Here is a 19,600-nt window from a genome sequence, read left to right as displayed (position 1 = left end):
CCTCAAGCCGGCGTCGTGCGCTTGAGCAGTACGACCACCGCTAGGTAGGCGGGCAGGGCGGCCGCGAGGACGACACCGATGACGCCCCAATCGGCGACGCCGAGCGGGACGGTCCCGAAGTATTGGTTGAGCGGCGTGTACAGCACCGCCAACTGGAGCACCAGCGACGAGACGACGGCGACCGCGAGCCACGGGTTCGAGAACGTCGGCGTCTCCCGCAGCCATCGGATGACGTACAGTTTCTCGAATTCGAGGGCGACGAACCCGGTGAACACCATCGTCATCGCATACGGCGTGATAGCGGCGGCTCCGCCGAGGGTGTAGAACAGCAATCCGAGCATGACGGCGGTCGACACCGCGCCGGTGCCGCCTATCAGGCCGAGCATCCGGTGGTCGACGATGCCGCGGTCGGACTCCCGCGGCGGGCGCTCCATCACGTCGCCGCTTTGGGGGTCGGCGCCGAGTGCCAGCGCCGGCAACCCGTCGGTGAGGAGGTTAATCCACAGCAACTGCACCGCAGGCAAGACGAGATAGCCGAACAGCGAGGCGAGAAAGACGAGCGCGACTTCGGCGACGTTCGCGCTGAGCAGGTAGGCGACGAACTTCCAGACGTTGTCGAAGATGGCTCGCCCGCGCTCGACGGCCCGCTCGATGGTCGCGTAGTTGTCGTCGAGCAACACCACGTCGCTTGCGTGTTTGGCGACGTCGGTGCCGCGAACCCCCATCGCGATGCCGATGTCGGCGCTTTTCAGCGCCGGGGCGTCGTTGACGCCGTCGCCCGTCATCGCGACGACGTGGCCGTTGTCCTTGAGCGCACGCAGGATGCGGACCTTGTGTTCCGGCGAGGTGCGGGCGAACACGTCGGCGGTCTCGACGCGCTCGCGGAGTTCGTCGTCGCTCATCGCCTCGATTTCCTTGCCCTCGGTGACCGTCCGTCCCATCCCGAGGGAGCCCGCGATGGCGGCTGCCGTCCGGACGTTATCGCCGGTTATCATCTTCACGCCGATGCCGGCGCGTTCGGTCGCCGCAATCGCCTCGGCGACCTCCTCGCGCGGCGGGTCGATGAGGCCGACCAAGCCGACGAACACCAGCTCCGAGTCCATGTCGTCGGGGTCTTCGGCGTAGGCGACCGCCAGAACCCGGAGGGCGTCGTCGGCGAACGTTTTCACCTGCTCGCGGACGTCCTCGGCGGCCTCGTCGGTGAGTTCGGCCGGGCCGTCGGCCGTGTGGATGCGGGTCGACTTCGAGAGGACGACCTCCGGGGCACCCTTGACGTAGCCGCAGTCGCCGTGGACGGTTCCCATCCACTTGCGCTCCGAGGAGAACGGAATCTCGTCGGTTCGGGGGTTTTCTTCCCGAAGCGTCTCGACGCCGAAGCCGTACTCCTCGGCGGCGACGACAAGCGCCTTCTCGGTGGGGTCGCCGTCCTCCGTGGTGGCGTCGTTACAGAGCGCGCCGGCCCGCAACAGCAGTTCGACTTGGTCGGACGAGCAGTCACGTCCCGTCTCGTCGTCGAGTTCGACGACCGAGTCGTTCGTCCACACTCGACTCGCGGTCATTCGCCCCTCGGTGAGCGTTCCGGTTTTGTCGGTACAGATGACGTCGACGGAACCGAGGGCTTCGACCGCCGGGAGGCTCCGGACCAGCGCGTTCTCGTCGGCCATCTTCCGGACGCCGAGGGCGAGCGTCAGGGTCACGACGGCCGGCAATCCCTCGGGGACGGCGGCGACGGCCAGCGAAATCGCCGTCAGCCCGGCTTGCACTGGCTCGGTTCCCCGGAACAACAACAGCGGAACGACCAACAGGGCCAACACGACCACGCCGATGCCGAGGTACCGCCCCAGTTCGTCGAGTTCCTTCTGTAGGGGGGTTTCGGTCTCTTCGGTCGCCGCCAACTCGCGAGCGATGGCACCCACCTCGGTGTCCATTCCGGTCCCGGTGAGCACCGCGACGCCGCTGCCGCGGGTGACGTTCGTGCCCTTGTACACCATCCCTGTCCGGTCGGCCAGCGACGCGTCGGCCGCGACGGGGTCGGGGTCCTTCGAGACAGGGGCGCTTTCGCCCGTCAGCGCCGCCTCGTCGATTTCGAGGTCCGTCTCCTCGAGGAGCCGACCGTCCGCCGGCACCACGTCGCCACTGGACAACTCCACGACGTCACCGGGGACGAGCTCCGTCGCGGTGACCTCGATTGTTTCGCTGCCCCGTCGGACGTTCGCCGTCGGTGCGGTCAACTCACGGAGCGCGTCGAGGCTCTGTTCGGCACGGTAGTCTTGGACGAACCCGAAGAGTCCGTTTGCGACGACGATAACGGCGATGAGGACGGCGTCGACGGCGTGACCGGCGACGATAGACAGCGCGGCGGCGGCCAGGAGCACCCAGATGAGAACGCTGTCGAACTGTTCGAGGAGGATTTTCAGCCACGTACGAGCGCTCGCCTCGACCACGTCGTTGGGGCCGTGCGTTTCGAGTCGCTCCGTCGCCGCCGCCTCCGAGAGTCCCTCGGCGCTGGTGTCGTGGGCGGAGAGAACCTCCTCGGCCGGCTGGCTGTGAGGGCTATCGGACACGGGTGTACCGTTTGACGGCGTGGGTAATGGTATTGTGCCTCTTGGCGGGCGTCCACGGACGACCGACCGCGGTCAGTACGGGGGTTGCTCGCCGAGTTCGACGCCCAATCGAGGGCAACGAGTTTTGGGTCCGAACGTTGGATACCCAATATGGAGCTCTCGGCTCGGGGTGTTCGGGATGTCGTTGCACTCCTCAGAGTGGCGTACGAACACGACGTGAAGTATCCGGCTGCCGCGCTGGCGTACTACACCTTCGTCTCGCTCGTTCCCCTGCTGTTGTTGGGGCTTGCGGCGTTCGGCCCCCGGTTCACTGCGGGCGTCGAGGAGTCGATGACGCTGTATCTGACCCCTGCGGCGCGGGAGTTGTTCGCCGACGCACTCGCGTCGGTGTCGGGTCGGACCGGTGCGTCGGTGCTTTCGGTCACCGTACTCGGTTGGACGAGTGCCAACGCCGCAGTGGCGTTCTTGACGGTACTGGGGCGAATCGAGAGGTCGGCCTCCAGCGGCCGACGCCGACCGACTCGACTCCGCGACGGCGTGGTCGTCATCGGGTCGCTCGCCGCTTCGGGACTCGTCCTCGTGACGACGAGCGCCATTTCGCTTGCGTTCGCCGACAGCGTCCTCTTCGACGGTGTCGCCGCTGGCGTGTTGCTCGGCGCGCTCACGGTGGTGTTCCTGCCGATGTACTACGTCCCTTCGGATGTGGTGTCGGGACTGCAGTCGGCGCTCCCGGGTGCCGTCTTCGCCGCGTCGGGGTGGACCGTCCTCCACGTCATCGTTCAGGTGTACGTCCGACAGGCGTCTCAGTATGCGATTTACGGCACGCTGAGCGGGGTTCTCCTGTTGTTGACCAGCCTCTACATCGCTTCGCTGCTGCTCATGCTCGGGGTCGCCGTCAACTGTCGATACGTCGACGGAGCCCAAATCGGTGTCCCCGCCGAGTAGTCGCGGCGTACTGCCTCACTCGCCCGACGACGCGTCCCGATATTCCGCAGCGCAGTCGGTACACAGCCCCGTTTCCACGTCCTGACATCCTCCCACGGCTAACGCCGTGGGGTTCCCCTACCGGGGGTTGAACCCACGGAAACGGAGAGGTTCGCAGGTTCGTCGTCGCGTGGGACGATGACCTGCGTTTCGGGCTGTGCCAGTCCAGCCCCCGCCTCGGACAGCGGTTTCGAGAACTTGCCCAAGGCTCGTTTGCCGATGTTCAGCGCACCGTTCTTGTCGGCGTTGTCGTCCAGCCCACACTCGGGACACTCAAAGCGCCCCTGCGTCTCTCGGACGCCCTCGCAGGCACAACGGTTGCACGTTTTCGACGTGTCGTATTCTTCGACCAACTGCACGTCGATACCCGCGTCGTGGGCCTTGTACTCGATGTAGTTCAGCAGGCGGGCAAACGGCATCTTGTGGGTCTTGTCGTTAACGTACCGCCCTTTGTCGTTGTCCTTGCGAATCCCGCCGAGATCGCCCACGACGATGATAGAGTTACGAGCGCATACCTCCGTCTTTAGGCGGGGGTCAAGCGGACAATAGCGTACATTCCCATCGACGACGCTACGGCTGGGTTTCCCACAGGTTCACCACCAGTATTAATACATCTTGATCCATAGTGTGTGACACGGATGAAGACCACACGGCACGCGACCTACAACCTCAACTACCACATAGTGTGGTTGCCGAAGTACCGTAACTCGGTGCTCAAAGGCGAGGTCGCAGACCGTGTGCGAACCATTCTCCACGAAATTGCCGACGACAAGGGCCTCGAAATACTCGACCTGACCGTACAACCCGACCACATCCACCTGTTCGTCAGTAGCCCACCGAAGCACGCGCCGTCGCTACTCGCCAACTGGTTCAAGGGGATCTCCTCGCGGAAGTACAACCACCGATACGCCAACCACAACGGCGAGAAAATCGGATGGGCGAGAGGCTACTACGCAGGAACGGCGGGCCACGTATCCAGCGAAACGGTCATGAACTACATTCAGCGCCACGAGGAGGACAATTCGTGACCGAACTCACGAAGACGCTGGAACTGAAACTGGTCGCCCCGAACGCGCACAAACGGCGGAAACTCCGAGAGACGCGAGAGGCGTACCAGCATGCTCTTCACGACGCCTTCGACGCCCGATGTACCACGCAAGCCGAAGCGAACGATGTGGTGGTCAACTACGACCTGAGCGGGTACGCGAAAAACGCGCTCAAGCAGTACGTCCCACAACTTACGACGACGTACAACGCGGGCGAACTTCACGACGACCACCCGGTACGCTTCACCAACGAGGGGCTACGGCTCGACCATAAGCCCGAGAACGCAATCGAGTGGTACGTCAAAATCCCGCACCACGAGGACTACCACCTCTGGATACCAGCACAGCCAAACCCCGAACAACGGGACTGGTTGGAAGCGTTGAACGCTGGTGACGCAGAAATGGGCGAAAGTCGGCTGTTCGAGCAGGACGGAACGTGGTTCCTCCACATCACTGCCACCCGCGACGTGGAGAGGGCTTCTAAGGTGTCCAGAGAAGAACGGACGCCCATCGGTGTCGATATTGGGGAAGCGTCGCTCGTCACGGTGTGTCACCGCGACGGCCACGGTTCCCCTACCCGCCCCGAACTGTGGGCCGACGAGGGGAAGACCATCCGTCGGCTCCGCAAGACCTACTTCACCACCACGAGGCGACTTCAGACACGCGGAAGTGAGCGTATCGCTGAGTCGTTCGGGGACGACGTGTGGAGCCAGATAGACGACGTGTTCCATAGTGTCACCCGCGAAGTCGTGGAGTACGCCGAGTCCATCGAGAATCCCGTGCTGGTTCTGGAAGACCTGACGTACATCCGTGAGTCGATGGACTACGGCGAGTATATGAATCGGCGTCTGCACGGATGGGGGTTCGCCAAACTCCATGCACAGATACGCTACAAAGCCGTCGAGAAGGGCATCCCCGTCAAGACGGTGAACCCACGTAACACGTCGAAACAATGCCACGCGTGCGGTGAGGTAGGATACCGCCCGCGACAGGCGACGTTCACGTGTACGAACGACGCTTGCTGGATTGGCGAGTACCAAGCGGACGTGAACGGCGCGATAAACATCGCAGACCGCTACCTCAGTGGAGAGAGCCATTCAAGAGAACACACGGATGGCGATGACTCGGCTGAGGATGGGGGGCGTTTGACCGCCCCACAAGACAGCCAAGCCGATGCTGAAGTCCAGCAAGAGACGCTTGGAACGTATGCGTCTTGAAACCAGAGGGCCACGCCCGGCCTGAAATCCCGTGGCGGGATTCCCGCGTCTTCAGGCGCGGGAGGAGGTCAAGGTTCTGGTGACCGTGCTCTACTTCTTCATCACGCAGGACCGAGAAATAACGCGGTCGGAGGGAACGATACTGCTGCTCCTCTACGTGCTCTTCATCATGAACCTCGGAACCTTGCTGTGAGGCAGGCTTCGAGGTTCACGGCCGCCCCGTCGCTCAGGGTTCGGCTTCGAGCATCCAGCCGAAGCGTTTCTCCCAGAACGCCTCGTCCGGGTGCTTCTTGCTTTTGCCCTTCGTCTTCCGGTCGCGAATCTGGCGTTCGAGGGCGTCACGCGCCTCGTTGAGCGCGTGGCTCGCACCGTAGCCCTCACCGGAGGCGATGTAGAGGCCCCTGTCGGTGTGCAGGCGAATCCGGGCCAACAGCAGCGGCGTCCCGCGGAGTTTCTCGTCGTGTTCGTGGAGGTGGACCTTCGCGTCCAACACGCGCATCCCGCCGTCCTTCTCGTCGAAGTTCTCGACCATCGCGACGATGTCGTCGTAACTCGTGTCGCCGACTAGGTCGACGCCGTACACCTGCACCGCTCGGTTGCCGCCGGCCTCCCACGTGAGTGAATCGAGCACGTCGGTCTTCGTGACGATGCCGTGCGGGGCGCCGTCGTCGGTGACGACGAGCGACGACCCGCCGATGTCGAACATCCGCTCGACGGCCACGTCGAGGGTTTCCTCGGGCGAAATCGTCCGCACCGGCGACACCATCATATCCCGGACCGGCAGGTCCAACACCCGCTCGAGTTCCCCCTCGCGGGCGCCGAAGCCGCCGTGGGTGCGGCCGGAACTGGCGGAGATGTCGCCACCGAAGGAGTCGGTACCGCCGCCGTCGCCGCCCTGGCTCTGGTCTCCGGACCGGACCGTGAGGTCGGTCACGTCGTAGAGACTCAGGATGCCGACCGCGGTGTCGTCTTCGACGACCGGGAGGTGGGCGATGCGGTGCTCCCGGAAGACGTGGAGCGCCTCGCCGAAACTCGACGCAGGGTCGACGGTGACGAGGTCGGTACTCGCGGCCTCGGCGACGGTCGCCGCATCGAGGTACGGCAGGACCGCTTCGAGTACGTCGTCGGCGGTGACGACGCCGACCAACTCCTCGCCCTCGAAGACGGGGAGGAACTGCGAGTCGGCGTCTATCATGAGTTGGGCGACTTTCCGGACGTCCTCGTCGGGGGTGAGCCGCGGGACGTGCCAGACCAGCGAGGCGAGCTTCTCGTTTGGCTGGTGGTGTGACCCCGCGAGTTGGCGCCGCGTCACGACCCCCTCGAAGGTGTCGCCGTAGACGACGACCCCCGTGACCGAGGGGTCCTCGAACGCCCCAGCGAGCTTCGAGACGGGTGTTTCCGGGGGGAACTGCACGTACTCTTCCGATACGATAGTAGTGATATCCATGGGTGTCGGTGTCCGTCCGCTTCTGTTCTGTCGCGCTGTACCGCTGGCCGGAACTGTACTGTCGGCACTTCGTACTTCACTGCCGAAGCAGAAGTAACCGCCGACGGTTCTCGAAATCTGGCACTCACCGTCGGGGTTTTTTATGTGTCTCCGTCGTCGGAGAGGTACGCCATCGCCTCTTCGTCGGTGACTTGGTCGAACCGATCGTAGAACTGGCCGACGCCGCCGAACTGACTCGGCGTCTCCAGACAGACGACTTCGTCGGCCATCTCGGACAACTCGCGAACGGTGTCCGGGGGGCCGACCGGCACCGCCAACACGATACGGTCGACGCCGGCCTCGCGGAGCATCGCGAGAGTGGCTCTGACGGTCGCTCCCGTCGCCACGCCGTCGTCGACGACGGCGACGGTCTTGCCGGCCGGGTCGTGTGCCGGCCGGCCACGCCGGTAGCGGTTGGCCTTCTCGCGGGCGTTTGCGGCCTCACGTTCGCGCTCCCGCTCGAAATACGCCTCGTCGGCGCGGGTGTCGCCGATGGCCCCCTCGTTGCGCCAGACTGTCCCGTCGCTCGCGACGGCGCCAATGGCGTACTCGGGGTTGCCGGGCGCACCGATTTTCGATGCGACGGCGATGTCGAGCGGGACGCCGAGCGCATCGGTGACCGCCCGCCCGAGCGGCAGGCCACCTCGCGGGATGGCGAGAACCAACTCCACGTCGATGTCTCGCTCTTGGAGCGCCTCCCCGAGCTGCTCGCCCGCGTCGGTGCGGTCTCTGAATCGGCGATGGTCTGACATTGTCATTTCATGGGGGCCGTATCGACCTCCCTTCTGTGGTGATTCCCACCGAGTAGGAACAGCACCGCCGAGTTCGAGTGGCTACTACTCGGTGCCGTCGGCGTCGCGTGTGGGCGACTCCGACTCGATGACTGCAGCGAGGTTTTCCAGTTCCTGGCTCTCCAACTCGTCGGCGAGGTGAACGATGATGTCGTCGAGGGTCACGATGCCCAGTAGCTCGCCGTCTTCCATGACCGGCACTCGCCGGACGCCCGCCTCGCGCATCCGTTCGGTCAACTCCAGTACGCTCACCGTGGGTTCGACCGAAAACACCGACATCGCCAGGACCTCGTTCACTGCCGTTCGGTCGAGTTCCTCGATGAAGTTCTGTCCGTAGATGACCAGGTCTCGGTCGGTGACGATGCCGATGACTTCGTCGCTTGCGTCTACGACGACGGCACTCCCGACTTGCTCTTCGAGAAACACTTCGGCGACATCGATGAGGCTGTCGTCGAGATTGACTGTCACGATGTCCTCTTGGATGAGGTCGGTAATCTCCATACGTGTATCGTCGTAGAGAGCCACGATTAACCCACCGACCAGTGTGAGGGCACTCGGGGGCCGCCGCACGGCGACGACCGGTCAATCGGGACGCTCGAAGCGCCGAACAGCAGGTCCGTTCTCATCTCATGGGATGTGTTACCCAGTTTGATATGGTCGCGTGATGATATCCAAACGTATGAATTTCGACGAATTCACCGGCGAGATACAGCACCGACTCGAACTACCCGGCACCGGCGAGGCGGTTCGGGCGACTCGGGCGACGCTGATGACGCTGGGCCAGCGACTTCCCGAGGGCAACGCCGCCGACCTCGCGGCGTCGCTTCCGATGGAAGTGAAGTGGTACATGACCGGCGCGGTGCAGGACCACGGCCAGCGATTCGACTGGTCGGAGTTTCTGGACCGCGTCAGCGACATCGAGAAGACCGACCGGGCGGATGCCGCCCACCACGCTCGGGTCGTCATCGACCTCGTCCACTCGCAGGTCCCGGAATCAGACTTCCGACAACTGCGAGATGCACTGCCAGAAGCCCAGGACGACGAGAACTGGCGCAAACTCTTCGAAGTCGTCGATTCGGGCGGCTGGCAGGAGACCGGTGGCGCACGGACCGACGGCAACGGCGACTAGCAGTATCTAGAGATGGCGTATTTCGGGTATCGGGTAAATCACTCGGTATGGAGGTAACCATCGAATGTGGCTGTGGCAATCGGGCGTCGGAGTATGCCGATGGGAACGTATCGAGAGCCACGTCCGTCGAATGTGGCGGCTGCGACGCCGTGTGGGCGGTCACCATCACGCCGATTCGAGACGGCGATTCGGCCGCATAACTTTCCGGCGCGATATCGTTCCCAACCGTCCGCAGTCACGGACTTCGAGAGATATAAACGCTGCACACGTCAAGAAACGTTGAATGACAGAGAAGATGAACCGGTCGGCTATCGACGAGTTGCTCAGAGCCGAGGGCGCCGGGGTGCTCTCGCTGACCGACGGTGCCGAGACCTATGCGATTCCGGAGTCGTTCGGATACGACGGGACGTATCTGTACTTCCAGTTCGCCCACGAGGACGACAGTCGGAAGATGGCGTTTCTCGATACGACCGACGTTGCGACGTTCACGGTGTTCACCACCGACCCCGCCGAAAGCGTCCAGGCACGCGGGCGAATCGAAGCCGTCCCGGCGTCAGAACACGACGCCGCGGCGGCCGCACTTGCCGAGAACGCGACCGTCCCGACGATGAACGTAATTCCCGACACGCCGGTCGATGACCTCTCGATGGCGTTCTACCGGTTCGTCGTCGATTCCCTCTCGGGGCGGGTGTTCGAGGACCCGATGAAAAATCCGACCGAGGCCTGAGTGCCGAGTCAGGCGTCGTCTGCTGGCCGTCTGTTCTGTCCGATGGCTCGGGCAATCGAAAGTACGTAGCCGAGGCCGTACTGGACGTCGGGGTCCCGTGCGGCTTTCACCAGCCCGAGCGCACCGATGCGTTCGTCCGGTTGCCGTTCGGCGTCGCCGACGCTCTGAAGGACCGTCTCCAGTCCGTCGTGGGTCTCTTCGTCGGCGGCCGTCTGGGCGAGCTCCCCGAGCGAGGAGCCGGTCGCGGCCAGCGACCGAACCATCTCGTCGTCGAGCGCCGCCGTCAAAAGCGACGCCACGCTCGCGAGTTCGACCAACTCGTCTAGGGCGCCCGTCTCCTGAAGGCTCACGAGGGTTTCGAGCGTTTCCTGCAGTTCCGCGCCGTTCTGGCCGACGCTTTCGGCCAACCCGACCGTCTCGTCGGTCGCGAGGCCGTCTGCCGACTCCGCGAGCGTCGACGTCGTGTCGGCGAGGTCGCGAGCCATCTCGTCGGTGAGCGCGCTTTCGCCGAGTGCGACCACGTCCAGCAGTTCGTTGACGGCGTCCAGTCGGCGGACGAACTCCGCGACCGCTTCCGGGTTTTCCTCGATAGCCGCTTCCAGTTCCGTCTGACTCTCGGGTGCTTCGCCGGACATCCTCAGAGTAACCCCCGTGCGGTGAGCCAGTAGGACTCGTTGTACGCCAACTTCGCCCAGTGGATTTTCTCCGAGGGCGGCACCGGCGACGGCGGGTTTTCGTAGTCGAACTCCACGAACGACGCCGAATCCATGCCCGTCTCGACGAAACACAGCGTCTTCCCTTCGTAGGTCGCCGTCGCCGGGCGGCCGCGAACCGCACTGGCGAGTCGGCGGCCGACGACGCCGGCCTGATAGTGGGCCACGCTGCCGGCGTTCGGGGCACCCGTGTCGGCGGTGTCACCGATTGCGTAGACGTTCTCGGCGTTCTCGGCTTCGAGGGTGTGTTGGTCGACCTCGACCCAGCCGTCGTCGCCGAGGCCCGCGTCCTCGACGAGGTCGACGCCGCGGTGCGGCGGGATACCGACCAGCAGGTCGTAGTCGATGTCGGTTCCCTCCATCGAGGTAAGCCGGTTGGCCTCGGCGTCGACTGACTCGGCGTTGAAGAACGTCTCGACGTTGATGTCGCGGTCGTCCATGAGCGGCCGGGCCCATTCGGCGATGTGGGGATTGCCGTGGACGCGCTGAATCGGGTAGGTGTAGGTGATCTCGACGTCCTCCCGGAGGCCGCGCTTTCGGAACCAGTCGTCGGCCATGAACACGAACTCGAGCGGTGCCGCCGGACACATGTGCGGCGTCCCGATGACGCTCAACACGAGGTGGCCCTCGGTGAACGAGAGCAACTCCTCGCGCAGCGTCTCCGCCCCGGATTCGCTGTAGTAGTCGTGGCCGCCCTCGTCCAAGCCGGGTATCTCCTCGGGTGCGAGCGTCGACCCGGTCGCGAGCACGAGATGATCGTAACTGAGCGAGGTTTTATCGCGCATCCGGAGCCGCTGGCTGTCCGTGTCGATGTCCGTAACGCGGTCGATGCGGAGGTCGATTCGGTCGTCGACGAGTTCGTCCAGCGGCCGACGGCCGTCGGCTGGCTCGCGCTCACCGAACGGGACGTACAGCCACACTGGCTTGTAGACGTGGTCGGGGCCGTCGTTGACGAGTGTGACTCTGACCTCGTCGGCTTCGAGTTCGGCGTCCAGCCGGTCGGCGAGGTCGTTCGCCAACACGGCCCCACCGGTCCCGCCACCGAGGATGACGATATGGTCGGTCATGCTTTCTCCACGTAGAACGCGTAGTGGTCGTCTTCCTCCTCGACCGCTAGCAGCTCGTTTCCGGCCTCGTTCGTCCACTCTTCGACATCGGTCAGCGACTGCTCGTTATCGCTTAAAAGGCGCACGACCTCGCCCGATTCGACCGCTCTAATCTTGCCGATAAGGTCCATCAACGGACCGGGGCAGGCCGACCCCCGAGCGTCGACCGTCTCCGTCGGCTGAATATCTGTCTCTGTCATGAGTACAGGTGAACGTTCGTGGAGAACTCATATTAATATTGTGTGGAAGTCCCAATACATGGGAATTGTGTATGGTTGGGTAATGGTGGGCACCACAATGAAACTGGACGCGACCGACCTGCAAACGAACGAGACTGACGACTGAGGGCGGATTTATCTCGGCACCGAGTACGCGAACAAGCGCGTCACGGTCGCCATCGTCGAGGTCGAGTCTGAAGCCCCCGACGACGATGAACTGGCCGCTGCGTACCGCGATGCATCCAACAGCGCGAGCTCCCTTGCCGACGAGTGGGACGATGCGTCGGCAGAGGCGTGGGACGACCTCGAGCGATGAGTGACGAGGTCTCGATTCGCCGTGGAGACGTTGTCATCGTCCATCTCGACCCTACCGAAGGACATGAAATGAAGAAGACGCGGCCTGCGGTGGTCGTCCAAAACGGCATCGGTAACAAGAACGCGAGTACCACCATCGTAGCCCCGGCAACAGGGACATACAGCGGCTATCCATTCGAGGTCTAGGTCGAAGCGGCAGATTCACCCTTCGAGAAGGACTCTTCAGTCCGCCTCGACCAGCTACGTGTCGTTTCGATAGAAAGACGCATTCTCTCCGTTGTCGGCCGTCTCGATACCTCAACGATGGCGGCCATCGATGAGGCGCTCAAAGTGAACCTCGGGCTTGACTGACGCCTATCCGGAATTACTCGACAATACTGCTCTCGACGGCTCAGCGGTCACCCCATGTCCGCATCCGAGGCCGTCTCGACCGGGTCGACCCGGAACACGTACCCCGAGTAGGCGTTTTCGAGGTTCGTCGGGCCCTCTTCTTCGGTGTGGTCACGACAGAGATACGCCGTCGCCACGACGGCACCGTGACCAGTATCCTCCTGGTAGCGCTCCCGGACGACGAACGACGGTGATTCCTCACAGCCGCGGCGGTGACACTCACGAGGTGGTTCCTCGCCTTCCCTCGGCGGCTCCAACTCCTCGCTTCGCGTTTGTGCTTCCTCGATTTCACGCTCCCGCTGTCGCCGTTCTTCGTCTGCGGCCTGTTTCTCCCGACCCTCTTTGGTGTCTGCCATTTGAGATATTTGGGGCGCAAGCGACATAATGGTGTGGTGGTCTCGACGACGAAACCGTCCGCTCAGTCCGCCGCGACGCCGGCGTTGGCCTGGGCCTGCCACTCCCGGACCCGGTCGGCTGAGACGCCCTGTACCTCTCCCGCGACGGCCTCGGCGTCGGCATCCCGGAGGTCGTCAAGTGATTCGATGCCGGCTTCGGCGAGTTTTGCGGCGGTCTTCTCGCCGATTCCGTCGAGGTCCTCGACGGCCGACACCGCCTGTCGCTGTTGGTACTCCTCGTAATTGCAGATGGGACAGCCCAACTCCCAGGGGTCGTCGTCGTCCTCGCCGTCGACGATGTGGAGATGCGGCAGGCCGTGTTCCTCACACTGTTCGTCGGTGACGACGATGTCGCCACGCCGGGGCAGCGGCAACGAGTACTCACACTCCGGATATCGGGTGCAACCGACGAGTCGCGACCCCGAGCGGAGTTGCTTGATGGCGAGTTCGCCGCCGTGTTCCTCGCCACACTCGGGACACGGACCGATTATCTCGTCGTCGGCTTCGTCGGCTTCCTCGGCCTTACACCGCGGACAGCCGTGGACGAACGTGTTGCGACCGGCGAGCATCTTCACGTGACGGAGGTCGTGTTCCTCACAGCGTTCGTCGAGGACGGTCGGTTCGCCCTGGCTCGGCAGCGGGAGGGTGTAGCGACACTCCGGGAAGCCGTCACAGCCGACGAAGTACGACCCCCGACGGGACCGCCGAACCAGGAGGTCTTCACCGCACTCCGGACACGGCCCGAGCGTCCGGTCGGCCTTCATCGACTCCCGGAGGTGTTCGCCGATTTCCTCCCGGGAGTCGTGGAGTTCCTCGAAAATCGTCGCCAGCATCTCGCGGGATTCGGCGGTCACCTCGTCGTAATCCTTCTCGCCCTCGGCGATGGCCCGCATGTCGGCTTCGAGTTGGGCGGTCATCTCCTCGTCGACGATGCGGTCGGCGAACTCCTCGGCGGCCTCGACGACGGCCATCGCAAGTTTGGTCGGCCGCGGCGGGTCGCCTTCGATGTACCCGCGGTCGTACAGTTTCTGGAGGGTGTTGTGGCGGGTGGCTTTCGTCCCCAAGCCGAGGTCCTCCATCGTCTCGATGAGCCGCGACTGGCCGCGACGGCGGGGCGGTTGGGTCTGTTTGGCCTCGATGCGAGCGTCTTCGATGTCGAGGACTTCGCCCTCCTCTACGTCTGGGACGTAGTTCTCGCTCGTCGAGCCGTAGGGGTACACCTCGTGGTAGCCGGCCTCGACGAGGCGCTTGCCGTTGGCCTTCAGCAGACAGCCGTTGGCGTCGGCGACGACCTTGAGGTGTTCCCACTCGGCGGCGTCGGCAACGGTGGCGAAGAACCGCCGGACGACGAGTTCGTACACGTCCCACTCGTCGTCGGAGAGGTCCTGCTTCCCGGGAATCTCTCCGGTCGGATGGATTGGTGGGTGGTCGGTGGTCTCCTCGTCGCCCGCCGTCGGTTCGATGTCGCCGGCATCGAGCAGCGACTGGGCGTCCTCCGAGAAGGGATGGTGGCCGACGAACGACTCTAGGAGGTCAGAGGGGTCGAGGTCGTCGGGGTAGACGGTGTTGTCCGTTCGGGGATAGGTGATGTAGCCGGCGGTGTACAGTTCTTCGGCGACGCTCATCGCTTTCTGTGCCGACAGCCCGATAGAGCCGGCGGCACGGATGTACTGAGTGGTGTTGAACGGCTCCGGCGGGTCGTCGCTGCGGCGGCGGCGGTTGACCGACTCGACGATGGCTTCCCGCGCCCCCTGCAGTTGCTCGAAGGCCGCCTCGGCGTCGCTTTCGTCCCAGACGCGCTCGTTTTCGGTGCCGTCCTCCTTGTAGAAGTACTGGGCCTCGAAGCGCTCCTCGCTCTTCAGGAGGTCGGCGAACAGTTCCCAGTAGTCGTCGGGGTCGAACGCCTGAATCTCGCGTTCGCGGTCGACGATGAGTTTCAGCGTCGGCGACTGCACCCGGCCCACCGAGATGAAGTCCTCGCCCAACTGCTTGGCCGAAAGCGAGAGGAATCGAGTGAGTGCGGCCCCCCACAGCAGGTCGACGACCTGTCGGGCCTCCCCCGCGGCCGCGAGGTCGAAATCGAGGTCGTCGGGGTCGGCGAAGGCGCTTTTCACCTCGTTTTCGGTAATCGAGGAGAACCGGACCCGGGAGATGGGCACGTCGGCGACCTCCTCGATGAGTTCGTAGGCCTCCTTGCCGATGAGTTCGCCCTCGCGGTCGTAGTCGGTGGCGATGACCGCTTCGTCGCACTCGGCGGCCAGCGACTGTAGCGTCCGGACGATGTTCTCCTGTGTCGGCGTCTTGACCACGTCGGCGTCGACCAACTCCGCGGGTTGGACGTCCCGCCAGTCGGCGTACTCGGCGGGGAAGTCGACCCCGACGACGTGTCCCGAGAGGCCGACACAGCGCTTGTCCCCCCAGCGGTAGACGTTGACGCCGTTTCGGCGCTCGGCGGACGCACCGCCGTCGGAGAGAATGTCGGCGATACGCCGTGCGGCGTTGTCCTTTTCGGTGACGATGAGTTCCACGAGTACGTCGGGGTACGCCGACTCGGGGTTTCAACCTTTCGTCGTAACAGCCATAAAACCGCGTTAGGAGGCGCCTGCGGTCGTATGAGCGCGTACGTGTCGCGTGCCTCACGCACGCGGGTGGAGTCAACGAAGTGGGTCGCTTTCCGGACCGGCACCCTCTTGCTCCCGTAGTCCCGACGGCCCCACATGGAGGAGTCCACCGCGCGAAAACTCCGCTTCGGGACGCTGCAGGTCGTCGGCGCCGTCGCGGTCATCCACCTCGTTGTCGGCATCGCCGAGTTGGCACGCCTCGGACGGGCCGGCCTGCTGGGACAGTACTTCGCGGGCGAGCAGGCGCTGTCCCAACCCGAACCGTGGCTGTTCACGCTTGCCGGGGTGGCCATGCTCGCCGGCATCCTCGCGACGGCCGCCGGCGCCATCGACTACCGCCGGGCGTACGTCCTCGGTATCGGCGTGATGGTCGTCTTCGTCGTCGGGTGGCTGGCGTGGCACTCCGTCCTCGAACACGGCCTCTCCGGCGCCGGCGAGGTGACGGCGACCGACCACAGCCACGAGGGCCTCGGCGAAGTCGTCGCGACCCATTACGTCGACCCGCTCGTCGGTATTTTCACGGGCACAGACCAACCCGGACAGGTGACGCTTGCCGTCGTCTCGAAGACGCTCGAAATCGTCGCCACGGTGCTGTTGGGTGTGCTGTTGGCACTCGACCCGCGTGTCGAGGACCCCGACAACCCCATCGCAGGAATGACCGAAAGCGTCGACAGCGCCGAAAGCGCCGAAAGCGACTGAGCGTCCACCCGACGCCGAAGCGTCGTCAGTCGTCGGCCGGAGTTTCCGCTCTCACCGCACCGGTGTTTGCCCGCTCGACAGTGTCTTGATTATCGAGGACCCACCGCAGGAGGATGTACGCGAAGACGTACTTCGCGAGCACGTCGAGCGCCGAGTATCCCCACGACGTGACGCCGACGGATTGTACGAGTGCGAACCCTTCGACGCCGACGGCCCAGATTATCGGATAGCCCAGCCAGAGGACGACCGTCAGCGTCCGGAGCGTACCGAACACCTCGGCGGTGCCCGCGCGTTCGGCGTCCACCGGCCACTCCGCCAGCAGGGCATAGAGGACGACGACGAAGAAGCTACAGCTGATGAGATAGAACGCCCACCGGAAGGCGTACGACGACGTGGTCAGCGCTGCCGCGAGACCGGTTAGACACATCGCGATATCGGCGGCGATGACGACGAACAGGTCGCCGATGTCCACGTCGGCGAGCAACCCCAACGCGAGCAGAATCAACGGCGTCGACAGCGCCCACGTCAGATACCGACCCCACTGACTGAGGACAGCCTCCCCTTCGAGGGCGTGCCCGGGTGGCATCTCGATGAGTCCGACCGTGAGCCCCGAGAGCAGCCCCAGATAGCTCGAAATCGATACCAGCGGTATCAAAAGCGTCGCACCCCAGATGAGTTTCGCTCGCGGAGAGCGGACGTTCCGACCCATGTACACGAACAACAGGACGGACAGCCCGGCCAACGCGACGTTCACCCACAGCGACGCACTCAGCAACGTGTCGTTCCGTATCCGGCCGAGCAGTTCGGCCTGGGAGCTCTGAAGCGGCGCGAGCGCCTCCGCCAGTACGACCCCCTCGGTGAGCATTGTCTCGAACATCGACATAACACTACGTCACGAGGTGTGTTCAAGCCAGTACCCAACCAGTAGGGGCGGAGCCGTCTTCCAACCGGTGTCCGAGCCAGCAACACCGCTCGACCCCCTCGTCAGTAGTGGTGGTACTCGACGGAGTACCACGACCACGACCCGTCGGTGTAATCGCCGACGTAGCCGGCATCCGACAGCGCCGAGAGGTCGCCGATGTAGGACCCCATCGCGGTGTCGGCGGGGTACCACACCATCCCACTGGAATCCGTCTCATAGTTGAACCAACCCGTCGAATAGCCCTGACTGCCGTAGAAGTCCCCGAGGTCGTCGGCGATTATCGAGGTGTCTTCGCCCTCGTCGGCGAGGTACACCTCCGGGAGCATGTGTCGGCTCCCGTCGGGCGCTTCGACGGTCGCCAGCCGCGTCGTCGCGCCGATGGCTTCCAAAAGCGAGGCGACGAGGACGGCCTGACAGTCGCAGTCGCCGGCGCCCGTCTCAAGCGTCTCATCGGGCGGGGCGATGTAGTTCCGCGAACGCGGGTCGGGGACGTAACTGATGGTCTCGTTGACGTGGTGGTGAATCGCCGCCGCCTGGTGATACGAGAAGTCGCTGCCAGCCGAGGCGTAGTCGCTGGCCACCGAGACAGCCGTCGAGCGAACCGCAACCGGGTCGACGCGTTGACCGGGGTTCATCAGCTTTCAGCGAGTGCCTCCCGAAGCAGTTCGTTGACGGTCCCGGGGTCGGCGCTGCCGCCCGTCTCCTGCATCACCTGCCCGACGAGGAAGTTGAGCGCGCCGTCCTCGCCGGCGTGGTAGTCCTCGACGGCGTCGGGGTTGTCCTCGATGGCCGACTCGACAGCGGACTCGACGGCGCCTTCGTCGGTCTTTCCGAGGCCTTCCTCCTCGACGATGTCGTCCGGCGTGAGTTCGTCGTCGAGCATCCGGCGGAGGACGATTTCCTCGGCGTTTTTCGTCGTGATTTCGTCGTCGCCGACCAACTCGACGAGACGCGCGAACTCGTCGAGACGCCCCTCGATGTCGGTAATCGACATGTCGCGGTAGTTCAACTCGCCGAGGAGGTTGTCGGCGACCCACGTCGCCGCCAGTCCGGCGTCGAACGTCTCGGCGATGCGCTCATAGAAGTCCGCGACCTGTTTCGTGGAGGTGAGTTTCGAGGCCGACTCCGAATCGAGGCCGTACTCCGTTTGGAACCGCTCGCGGCGAGCGTCCGGGAGTTCAGGAATGTCGATTTTCGCCTTCCAGTCGGAGACGCGGAGCGGCGGCAAATCAGCCTCCTGGAAGTAGCGGTAATCCTTCTCCTCTTCCTTCGAGCGCATCGAGACGGTGATGCCTCGGGATTCGTCCCAGTGACGCGTCTCCTGTTGAATTTCGCGGCCGCGCTGGATGGCGTTCTTCTGGCGGGTCTCCTCGTAGGCGAGTGCCTTCTCGGCGCCCTTGTGACTGGAGATGTTCTTGACTTCGGTGCGGTTGGCCGATTCGAGTACGTCGGTCGAAATCGCGCCGTCGTCGTCCACCTCACTCGCGTCGACGATAGAGAGGTTGGCGTCGACGCGGAGACTGCCGTCCCGGGTGGCGTCGAAGACGCCGAGATACTCCAGTACCTCGGTGAGTTTCGCGAGGAACGCCCGGGCCTCCTCGGCACCGCGGAAGTCGGGAGCGGTGACGATTTCCATCAGCGGCGTCCCGGCGCGGTTGTAGTCGACGAGCGTGTACTCGGCGGTGTCGATGGACCCGCCGGCGTGTTGGAGACTTCCGGGGTCCTCCTCGAGGTGGGCGCGTTCGATGCGGACGCTCCGGCGCTCGCCTTCGACGGAGAATTCGAGTTCGCCGCCGTCACACACCGGCGCGTCGTACTGCGTTATCTGGAAGTTCTTGGGCAAGTCGGGGTAGTAGTAGTTCTTCCGGTGGAACCGGGTCTCCTCGGGGATGTCCGAATCGAGTGCTTTCCCCACCTTCACGGCGGCCTCGACGGCCCCCTCGTTGAGCACCGGTAGCGTCCCCGGCAGTCCCAGACAGACGGGACAGGTCCGGGTGTTCGGCTCCTCGTCGGCGGCGGCGTCGGTCGAACAGCCACAGAAAATCTTCGTGTCCGTCTCGAGTTGGACGTGAACCTCAAGGCCGATGACGGCCGTGAGTTGGCGTTGCTCGGCGGTCTGTGCGGTCATTGGGTGTACGTACTCGCGGGGATGCATTAGGCTAACGAACGGATGCGGGAAGCAGACTACCGAGCGGAGGTGGGCCGCCCGCGCGACGTATCAGAACTGTTGTCAATGTCTGACGCACCTTTATACGTCCGGGGGCGCCCAATGGAGGT

At 64.2% G+C, this 19,600-nt stretch carries 20 protein-coding genes and 2 pseudogenes; 9 read left to right on the top strand and 13 right to left on the bottom strand.

The features are described 5' to 3' along the window. Positions 1-2 precede the first annotated feature (2 nt). Positions 3-2,564 carry a calcium-translocating P-type ATPase, PMCA-type gene (locus tag NMP98_RS10545; protein WP_254857527.1) on the bottom strand — a complete coding sequence of 854 codons (2,562 nt, stop codon included), beginning with the start codon at positions 2,562-2,564 and terminating at the stop codon, positions 3-5. Between the two features lie 150 nt (positions 2,565-2,714). Here NMP98_RS10545 and NMP98_RS10540 point away from each other — a divergent pair, with 150 nt between their 5' ends. Beyond that, the gene (locus NMP98_RS10540) at positions 2,715-3,509 is read left to right on the top strand and encodes a YihY/virulence factor BrkB family protein (protein WP_254857526.1); all 795 of its coding nucleotides are present in this window, start codon (positions 2,715-2,717) and stop codon (positions 3,507-3,509) included. A 98-nt stretch (positions 3,510-3,607) separates the two neighbouring features. On the opposite strand, the pseudogene NMP98_RS10535 reads toward NMP98_RS10540, so the two are convergent. Further along, positions 3,608-4,054: pseudogene (locus tag NMP98_RS10535) on the bottom strand (zinc ribbon domain-containing protein); the annotation flags it as partial. 132 nt (positions 4,055-4,186) lie between these two features. On the opposite strand from NMP98_RS10535, the gene tnpA reads away from it, so the two are divergent. Both tnpA and NMP98_RS10525 read left to right on the top strand, forming a co-directional pair. After that, positions 4,187-4,576 carry an IS200/IS605 family transposase gene (gene tnpA / locus NMP98_RS10530; protein WP_254857524.1) on the top strand — a complete coding sequence of 130 codons (390 nt, stop codon included), beginning with the start codon at positions 4,187-4,189 and terminating at the stop codon, positions 4,574-4,576. Next, entirely contained in the window at positions 4,573-5,811 is a 1,239-nt protein-coding gene (locus tag NMP98_RS10525) for an RNA-guided endonuclease InsQ/TnpB family protein (RefSeq protein WP_254857523.1), read from the top strand. The genes tnpA and NMP98_RS10525 overlap by 4 nt, the downstream gene beginning before the upstream one ends. A gap of 226 nt (positions 5,812-6,037) precedes the next feature. On the opposite strand, the gene NMP98_RS10520 is transcribed toward NMP98_RS10525, so the two are convergent. The 3 genes from NMP98_RS10520 to NMP98_RS10510 all read right to left on the bottom strand — a co-directional run bounded on the left by NMP98_RS10520 (position 6,038) and on the right by NMP98_RS10510 (position 8,589). Further along, on the bottom strand, positions 6,038-7,258 hold the full coding sequence (locus tag NMP98_RS10520) for a CBS domain-containing protein (protein WP_254857522.1): 1,221 nt from the start codon (positions 7,256-7,258) through the stop codon (positions 6,038-6,040). Positions 7,259-7,398: 140 nt separating this feature from the next. Further along, the gene (locus tag NMP98_RS10515) at positions 7,399-8,049 is read right to left on the bottom strand and encodes a phosphoribosyltransferase (RefSeq protein ID WP_254857521.1); all 651 of its coding nucleotides are present in this window, start codon (positions 8,047-8,049) and stop codon (positions 7,399-7,401) included. Positions 8,050-8,133: 84 nt separating this feature from the next. Then, on the bottom strand, positions 8,134-8,589 hold the full coding sequence (locus NMP98_RS10510; RefSeq protein WP_254857520.1) for a CBS domain-containing protein: 456 nt from the start codon (positions 8,587-8,589) through the stop codon (positions 8,134-8,136). A 178-nt stretch (positions 8,590-8,767) separates the two neighbouring features. On the opposite strand from NMP98_RS10510, the gene NMP98_RS10505 reads away from it, so the two are divergent. The 3 genes from NMP98_RS10505 (at position 8,768) to NMP98_RS10495 (ending at position 9,944) form a co-directional block, all read left to right on the top strand. After that, positions 8,768-9,217 (top strand): DUF2267 domain-containing protein, encoded by a 450-nt coding sequence (locus NMP98_RS10505; RefSeq protein ID WP_254857519.1) that lies wholly within the window; start codon positions 8,768-8,770, stop codon positions 9,215-9,217. A 47-nt stretch (positions 9,218-9,264) separates the two neighbouring features. Next, complete coding sequence (locus NMP98_RS10500; RefSeq protein WP_254857518.1) at positions 9,265-9,417, top strand: hypothetical protein; 153 nt, start codon at positions 9,265-9,267, stop codon at positions 9,415-9,417. An 83-nt stretch (positions 9,418-9,500) separates the two neighbouring features. Beyond that, positions 9,501-9,944, top strand: a complete 444-nt coding sequence (locus NMP98_RS10495; RefSeq protein ID WP_254857517.1) for a pyridoxamine 5'-phosphate oxidase family protein — start codon at positions 9,501-9,503, stop codon at positions 9,942-9,944. An 8-nt stretch (positions 9,945-9,952) separates the two neighbouring features. On the opposite strand, the gene NMP98_RS10490 is transcribed toward NMP98_RS10495, so the two are convergent. The 3 genes from NMP98_RS10490 to NMP98_RS10480 are packed head-to-tail and all read right to left on the bottom strand — an operon-like array spanning position 9,953 to position 11,963. After that, positions 9,953-10,579, bottom strand: coding sequence for a helical membrane plugin domain-containing protein (locus NMP98_RS10490; RefSeq protein ID WP_254857516.1), 627 nt, complete (start codon positions 10,577-10,579; stop codon positions 9,953-9,955). 2 nt (positions 10,580-10,581) lie between these two features. Then, positions 10,582-11,724, bottom strand: a complete 1,143-nt coding sequence (locus tag NMP98_RS10485; RefSeq protein WP_254857515.1) for an NAD(P)/FAD-dependent oxidoreductase — start codon at positions 11,722-11,724, stop codon at positions 10,582-10,584. Continuing rightward, positions 11,721-11,963, bottom strand: coding sequence for a sulfurtransferase TusA family protein (locus tag NMP98_RS10480; protein WP_254857514.1), 243 nt, complete (start codon positions 11,961-11,963; stop codon positions 11,721-11,723). Before NMP98_RS10480 ends, NMP98_RS10485 begins: the two co-directional genes overlap by 4 nt. A gap of 151 nt (positions 11,964-12,114) precedes the next feature. Between NMP98_RS10480 and NMP98_RS19550 the strand changes: the two genes are divergently transcribed. Further along, a complete protein-coding gene (locus NMP98_RS19550; protein WP_367997270.1) occupies positions 12,115-12,297 on the top strand; it encodes a hypothetical protein in 183 nt (60 codons plus the stop codon). After that, positions 12,294-12,647, top strand: a pseudogene (locus NMP98_RS10475) (type II toxin-antitoxin system PemK/MazF family toxin). Before NMP98_RS19550 ends, NMP98_RS10475 begins: the two are co-directional and overlap by 4 nt. Before the next feature lie 47 nt (positions 12,648-12,694). Here the strand turns inward: NMP98_RS10475 and NMP98_RS10470 are convergent. After that, positions 12,695-13,042 (bottom strand): hypothetical protein, encoded by a 348-nt coding sequence (locus tag NMP98_RS10470; protein ID WP_254857513.1) that lies wholly within the window; start codon positions 13,040-13,042, stop codon positions 12,695-12,697. Between the two features lie 62 nt (positions 13,043-13,104). Beyond that, the gene (locus tag NMP98_RS10465) at positions 13,105-15,609 is read right to left on the bottom strand and encodes a DNA topoisomerase I (protein WP_254857512.1); all 2,505 of its coding nucleotides are present in this window, start codon (positions 15,607-15,609) and stop codon (positions 13,105-13,107) included. Positions 15,610-15,798: 189 nt separating this feature from the next. Between NMP98_RS10465 and NMP98_RS10460 the strand changes: the two genes are divergently transcribed. Continuing rightward, positions 15,799-16,401 carry a hypothetical protein gene (locus NMP98_RS10460; RefSeq protein WP_254857511.1) on the top strand — a complete coding sequence of 201 codons (603 nt, stop codon included), beginning with the start codon at positions 15,799-15,801 and terminating at the stop codon, positions 16,399-16,401. 25 nt (positions 16,402-16,426) lie between these two features. On the opposite strand, the gene NMP98_RS10455 is transcribed toward NMP98_RS10460, so the two are convergent. The 3 genes from NMP98_RS10455 to gatB form a co-directional block, all read right to left on the bottom strand. Further along, complete coding sequence (locus NMP98_RS10455; protein WP_254857510.1) at positions 16,427-17,278, bottom strand: bacteriorhodopsin; 852 nt, start codon at positions 17,276-17,278, stop codon at positions 16,427-16,429. Between the two features lie 107 nt (positions 17,279-17,385). After that, the gene (locus tag NMP98_RS10450) at positions 17,386-17,958 is read right to left on the bottom strand and encodes a transglutaminase domain-containing protein (protein ID WP_254857509.1); all 573 of its coding nucleotides are present in this window, start codon (positions 17,956-17,958) and stop codon (positions 17,386-17,388) included. Further along, positions 17,958-19,451 (bottom strand): Asp-tRNA(Asn)/Glu-tRNA(Gln) amidotransferase subunit GatB, encoded by a 1,494-nt coding sequence (gene gatB / locus NMP98_RS10445; RefSeq protein WP_254857508.1) that lies wholly within the window; start codon positions 19,449-19,451, stop codon positions 17,958-17,960. The genes NMP98_RS10450 and gatB overlap by 1 nt, the downstream gene beginning before the upstream one ends. Between the last annotated feature and the right edge of the window lie 149 nt (positions 19,452-19,600).

Source organism: Natronomonas gomsonensis, from assembly GCF_024300825.1.
Classification (GTDB): Archaea; Halobacteriota; Halobacteria; order Halobacteriales; family Haloarculaceae; genus Natronomonas; species Natronomonas gomsonensis.
Note: the sequence above shows the minus strand (reverse complement) of the source record. Positions and strands in the feature narration are given on the sequence as shown.

What these genes read in the sequence shown, in the direction of transcription:
- NMP98_RS10540 (WP_254857526.1), top strand. Translation starts at nt 2,715, where the DNA reads ATGGAGCTCTCGGCTCGGGGTGTTCGGGATGTCGTTGCACTCCTCAGA.
- tnpA (WP_254857524.1), top strand. Translation starts at nt 4,187, where the DNA reads ATGAAGACCACACGGCACGCGACCTACAACCTCAACTACCACATAGTG.
- NMP98_RS10520 (WP_254857522.1), bottom strand. Translation starts at nt 7,258, where the DNA reads ATGGATATCACTACTATCGTATCGGAAGAGTACGTGCAGTTCCCCCCG.
- NMP98_RS10515 (WP_254857521.1), bottom strand. Translation starts at nt 8,049, where the DNA reads ATGTCAGACCATCGCCGATTCAGAGACCGCACCGACGCGGGCGAGCAG.
- NMP98_RS10510 (WP_254857520.1), bottom strand. Translation starts at nt 8,589, where the DNA reads ATGGAGATTACCGACCTCATCCAAGAGGACATCGTGACAGTCAATCTC.
- NMP98_RS10505 (WP_254857519.1), top strand. Translation starts at nt 8,768, where the DNA reads ATGAATTTCGACGAATTCACCGGCGAGATACAGCACCGACTCGAACTA.
- NMP98_RS10500 (WP_254857518.1), top strand. Translation starts at nt 9,265, where the DNA reads ATGGAGGTAACCATCGAATGTGGCTGTGGCAATCGGGCGTCGGAGTAT.
- NMP98_RS10495 (WP_254857517.1), top strand. Translation starts at nt 9,501, where the DNA reads ATGACAGAGAAGATGAACCGGTCGGCTATCGACGAGTTGCTCAGAGCC.
- NMP98_RS10490 (WP_254857516.1), bottom strand. Translation starts at nt 10,579, where the DNA reads ATGTCCGGCGAAGCACCCGAGAGTCAGACGGAACTGGAAGCGGCTATC.
- NMP98_RS10485 (WP_254857515.1), bottom strand. Translation starts at nt 11,724, where the DNA reads ATGACCGACCATATCGTCATCCTCGGTGGCGGGACCGGTGGGGCCGTG.
- NMP98_RS10480 (WP_254857514.1), bottom strand. Translation starts at nt 11,963, where the DNA reads ATGACAGAGACAGATATTCAGCCGACGGAGACGGTCGACGCTCGGGGG.
- NMP98_RS10470 (WP_254857513.1), bottom strand. Translation starts at nt 13,042, where the DNA reads ATGGCAGACACCAAAGAGGGTCGGGAGAAACAGGCCGCAGACGAAGAA.
- NMP98_RS10460 (WP_254857511.1), top strand. Translation starts at nt 15,799, where the DNA reads ATGGAGGAGTCCACCGCGCGAAAACTCCGCTTCGGGACGCTGCAGGTC.
- NMP98_RS10455 (WP_254857510.1), bottom strand. Translation starts at nt 17,278, where the DNA reads ATGTTCGAGACAATGCTCACCGAGGGGGTCGTACTGGCGGAGGCGCTC.
- NMP98_RS10450 (WP_254857509.1), bottom strand. Translation starts at nt 17,958, where the DNA reads ATGAACCCCGGTCAACGCGTCGACCCGGTTGCGGTTCGCTCGACGGCT.
- gatB (WP_254857508.1), bottom strand. Translation starts at nt 19,451, where the DNA reads ATGACCGCACAGACCGCCGAGCAACGCCAACTCACGGCCGTCATCGGC.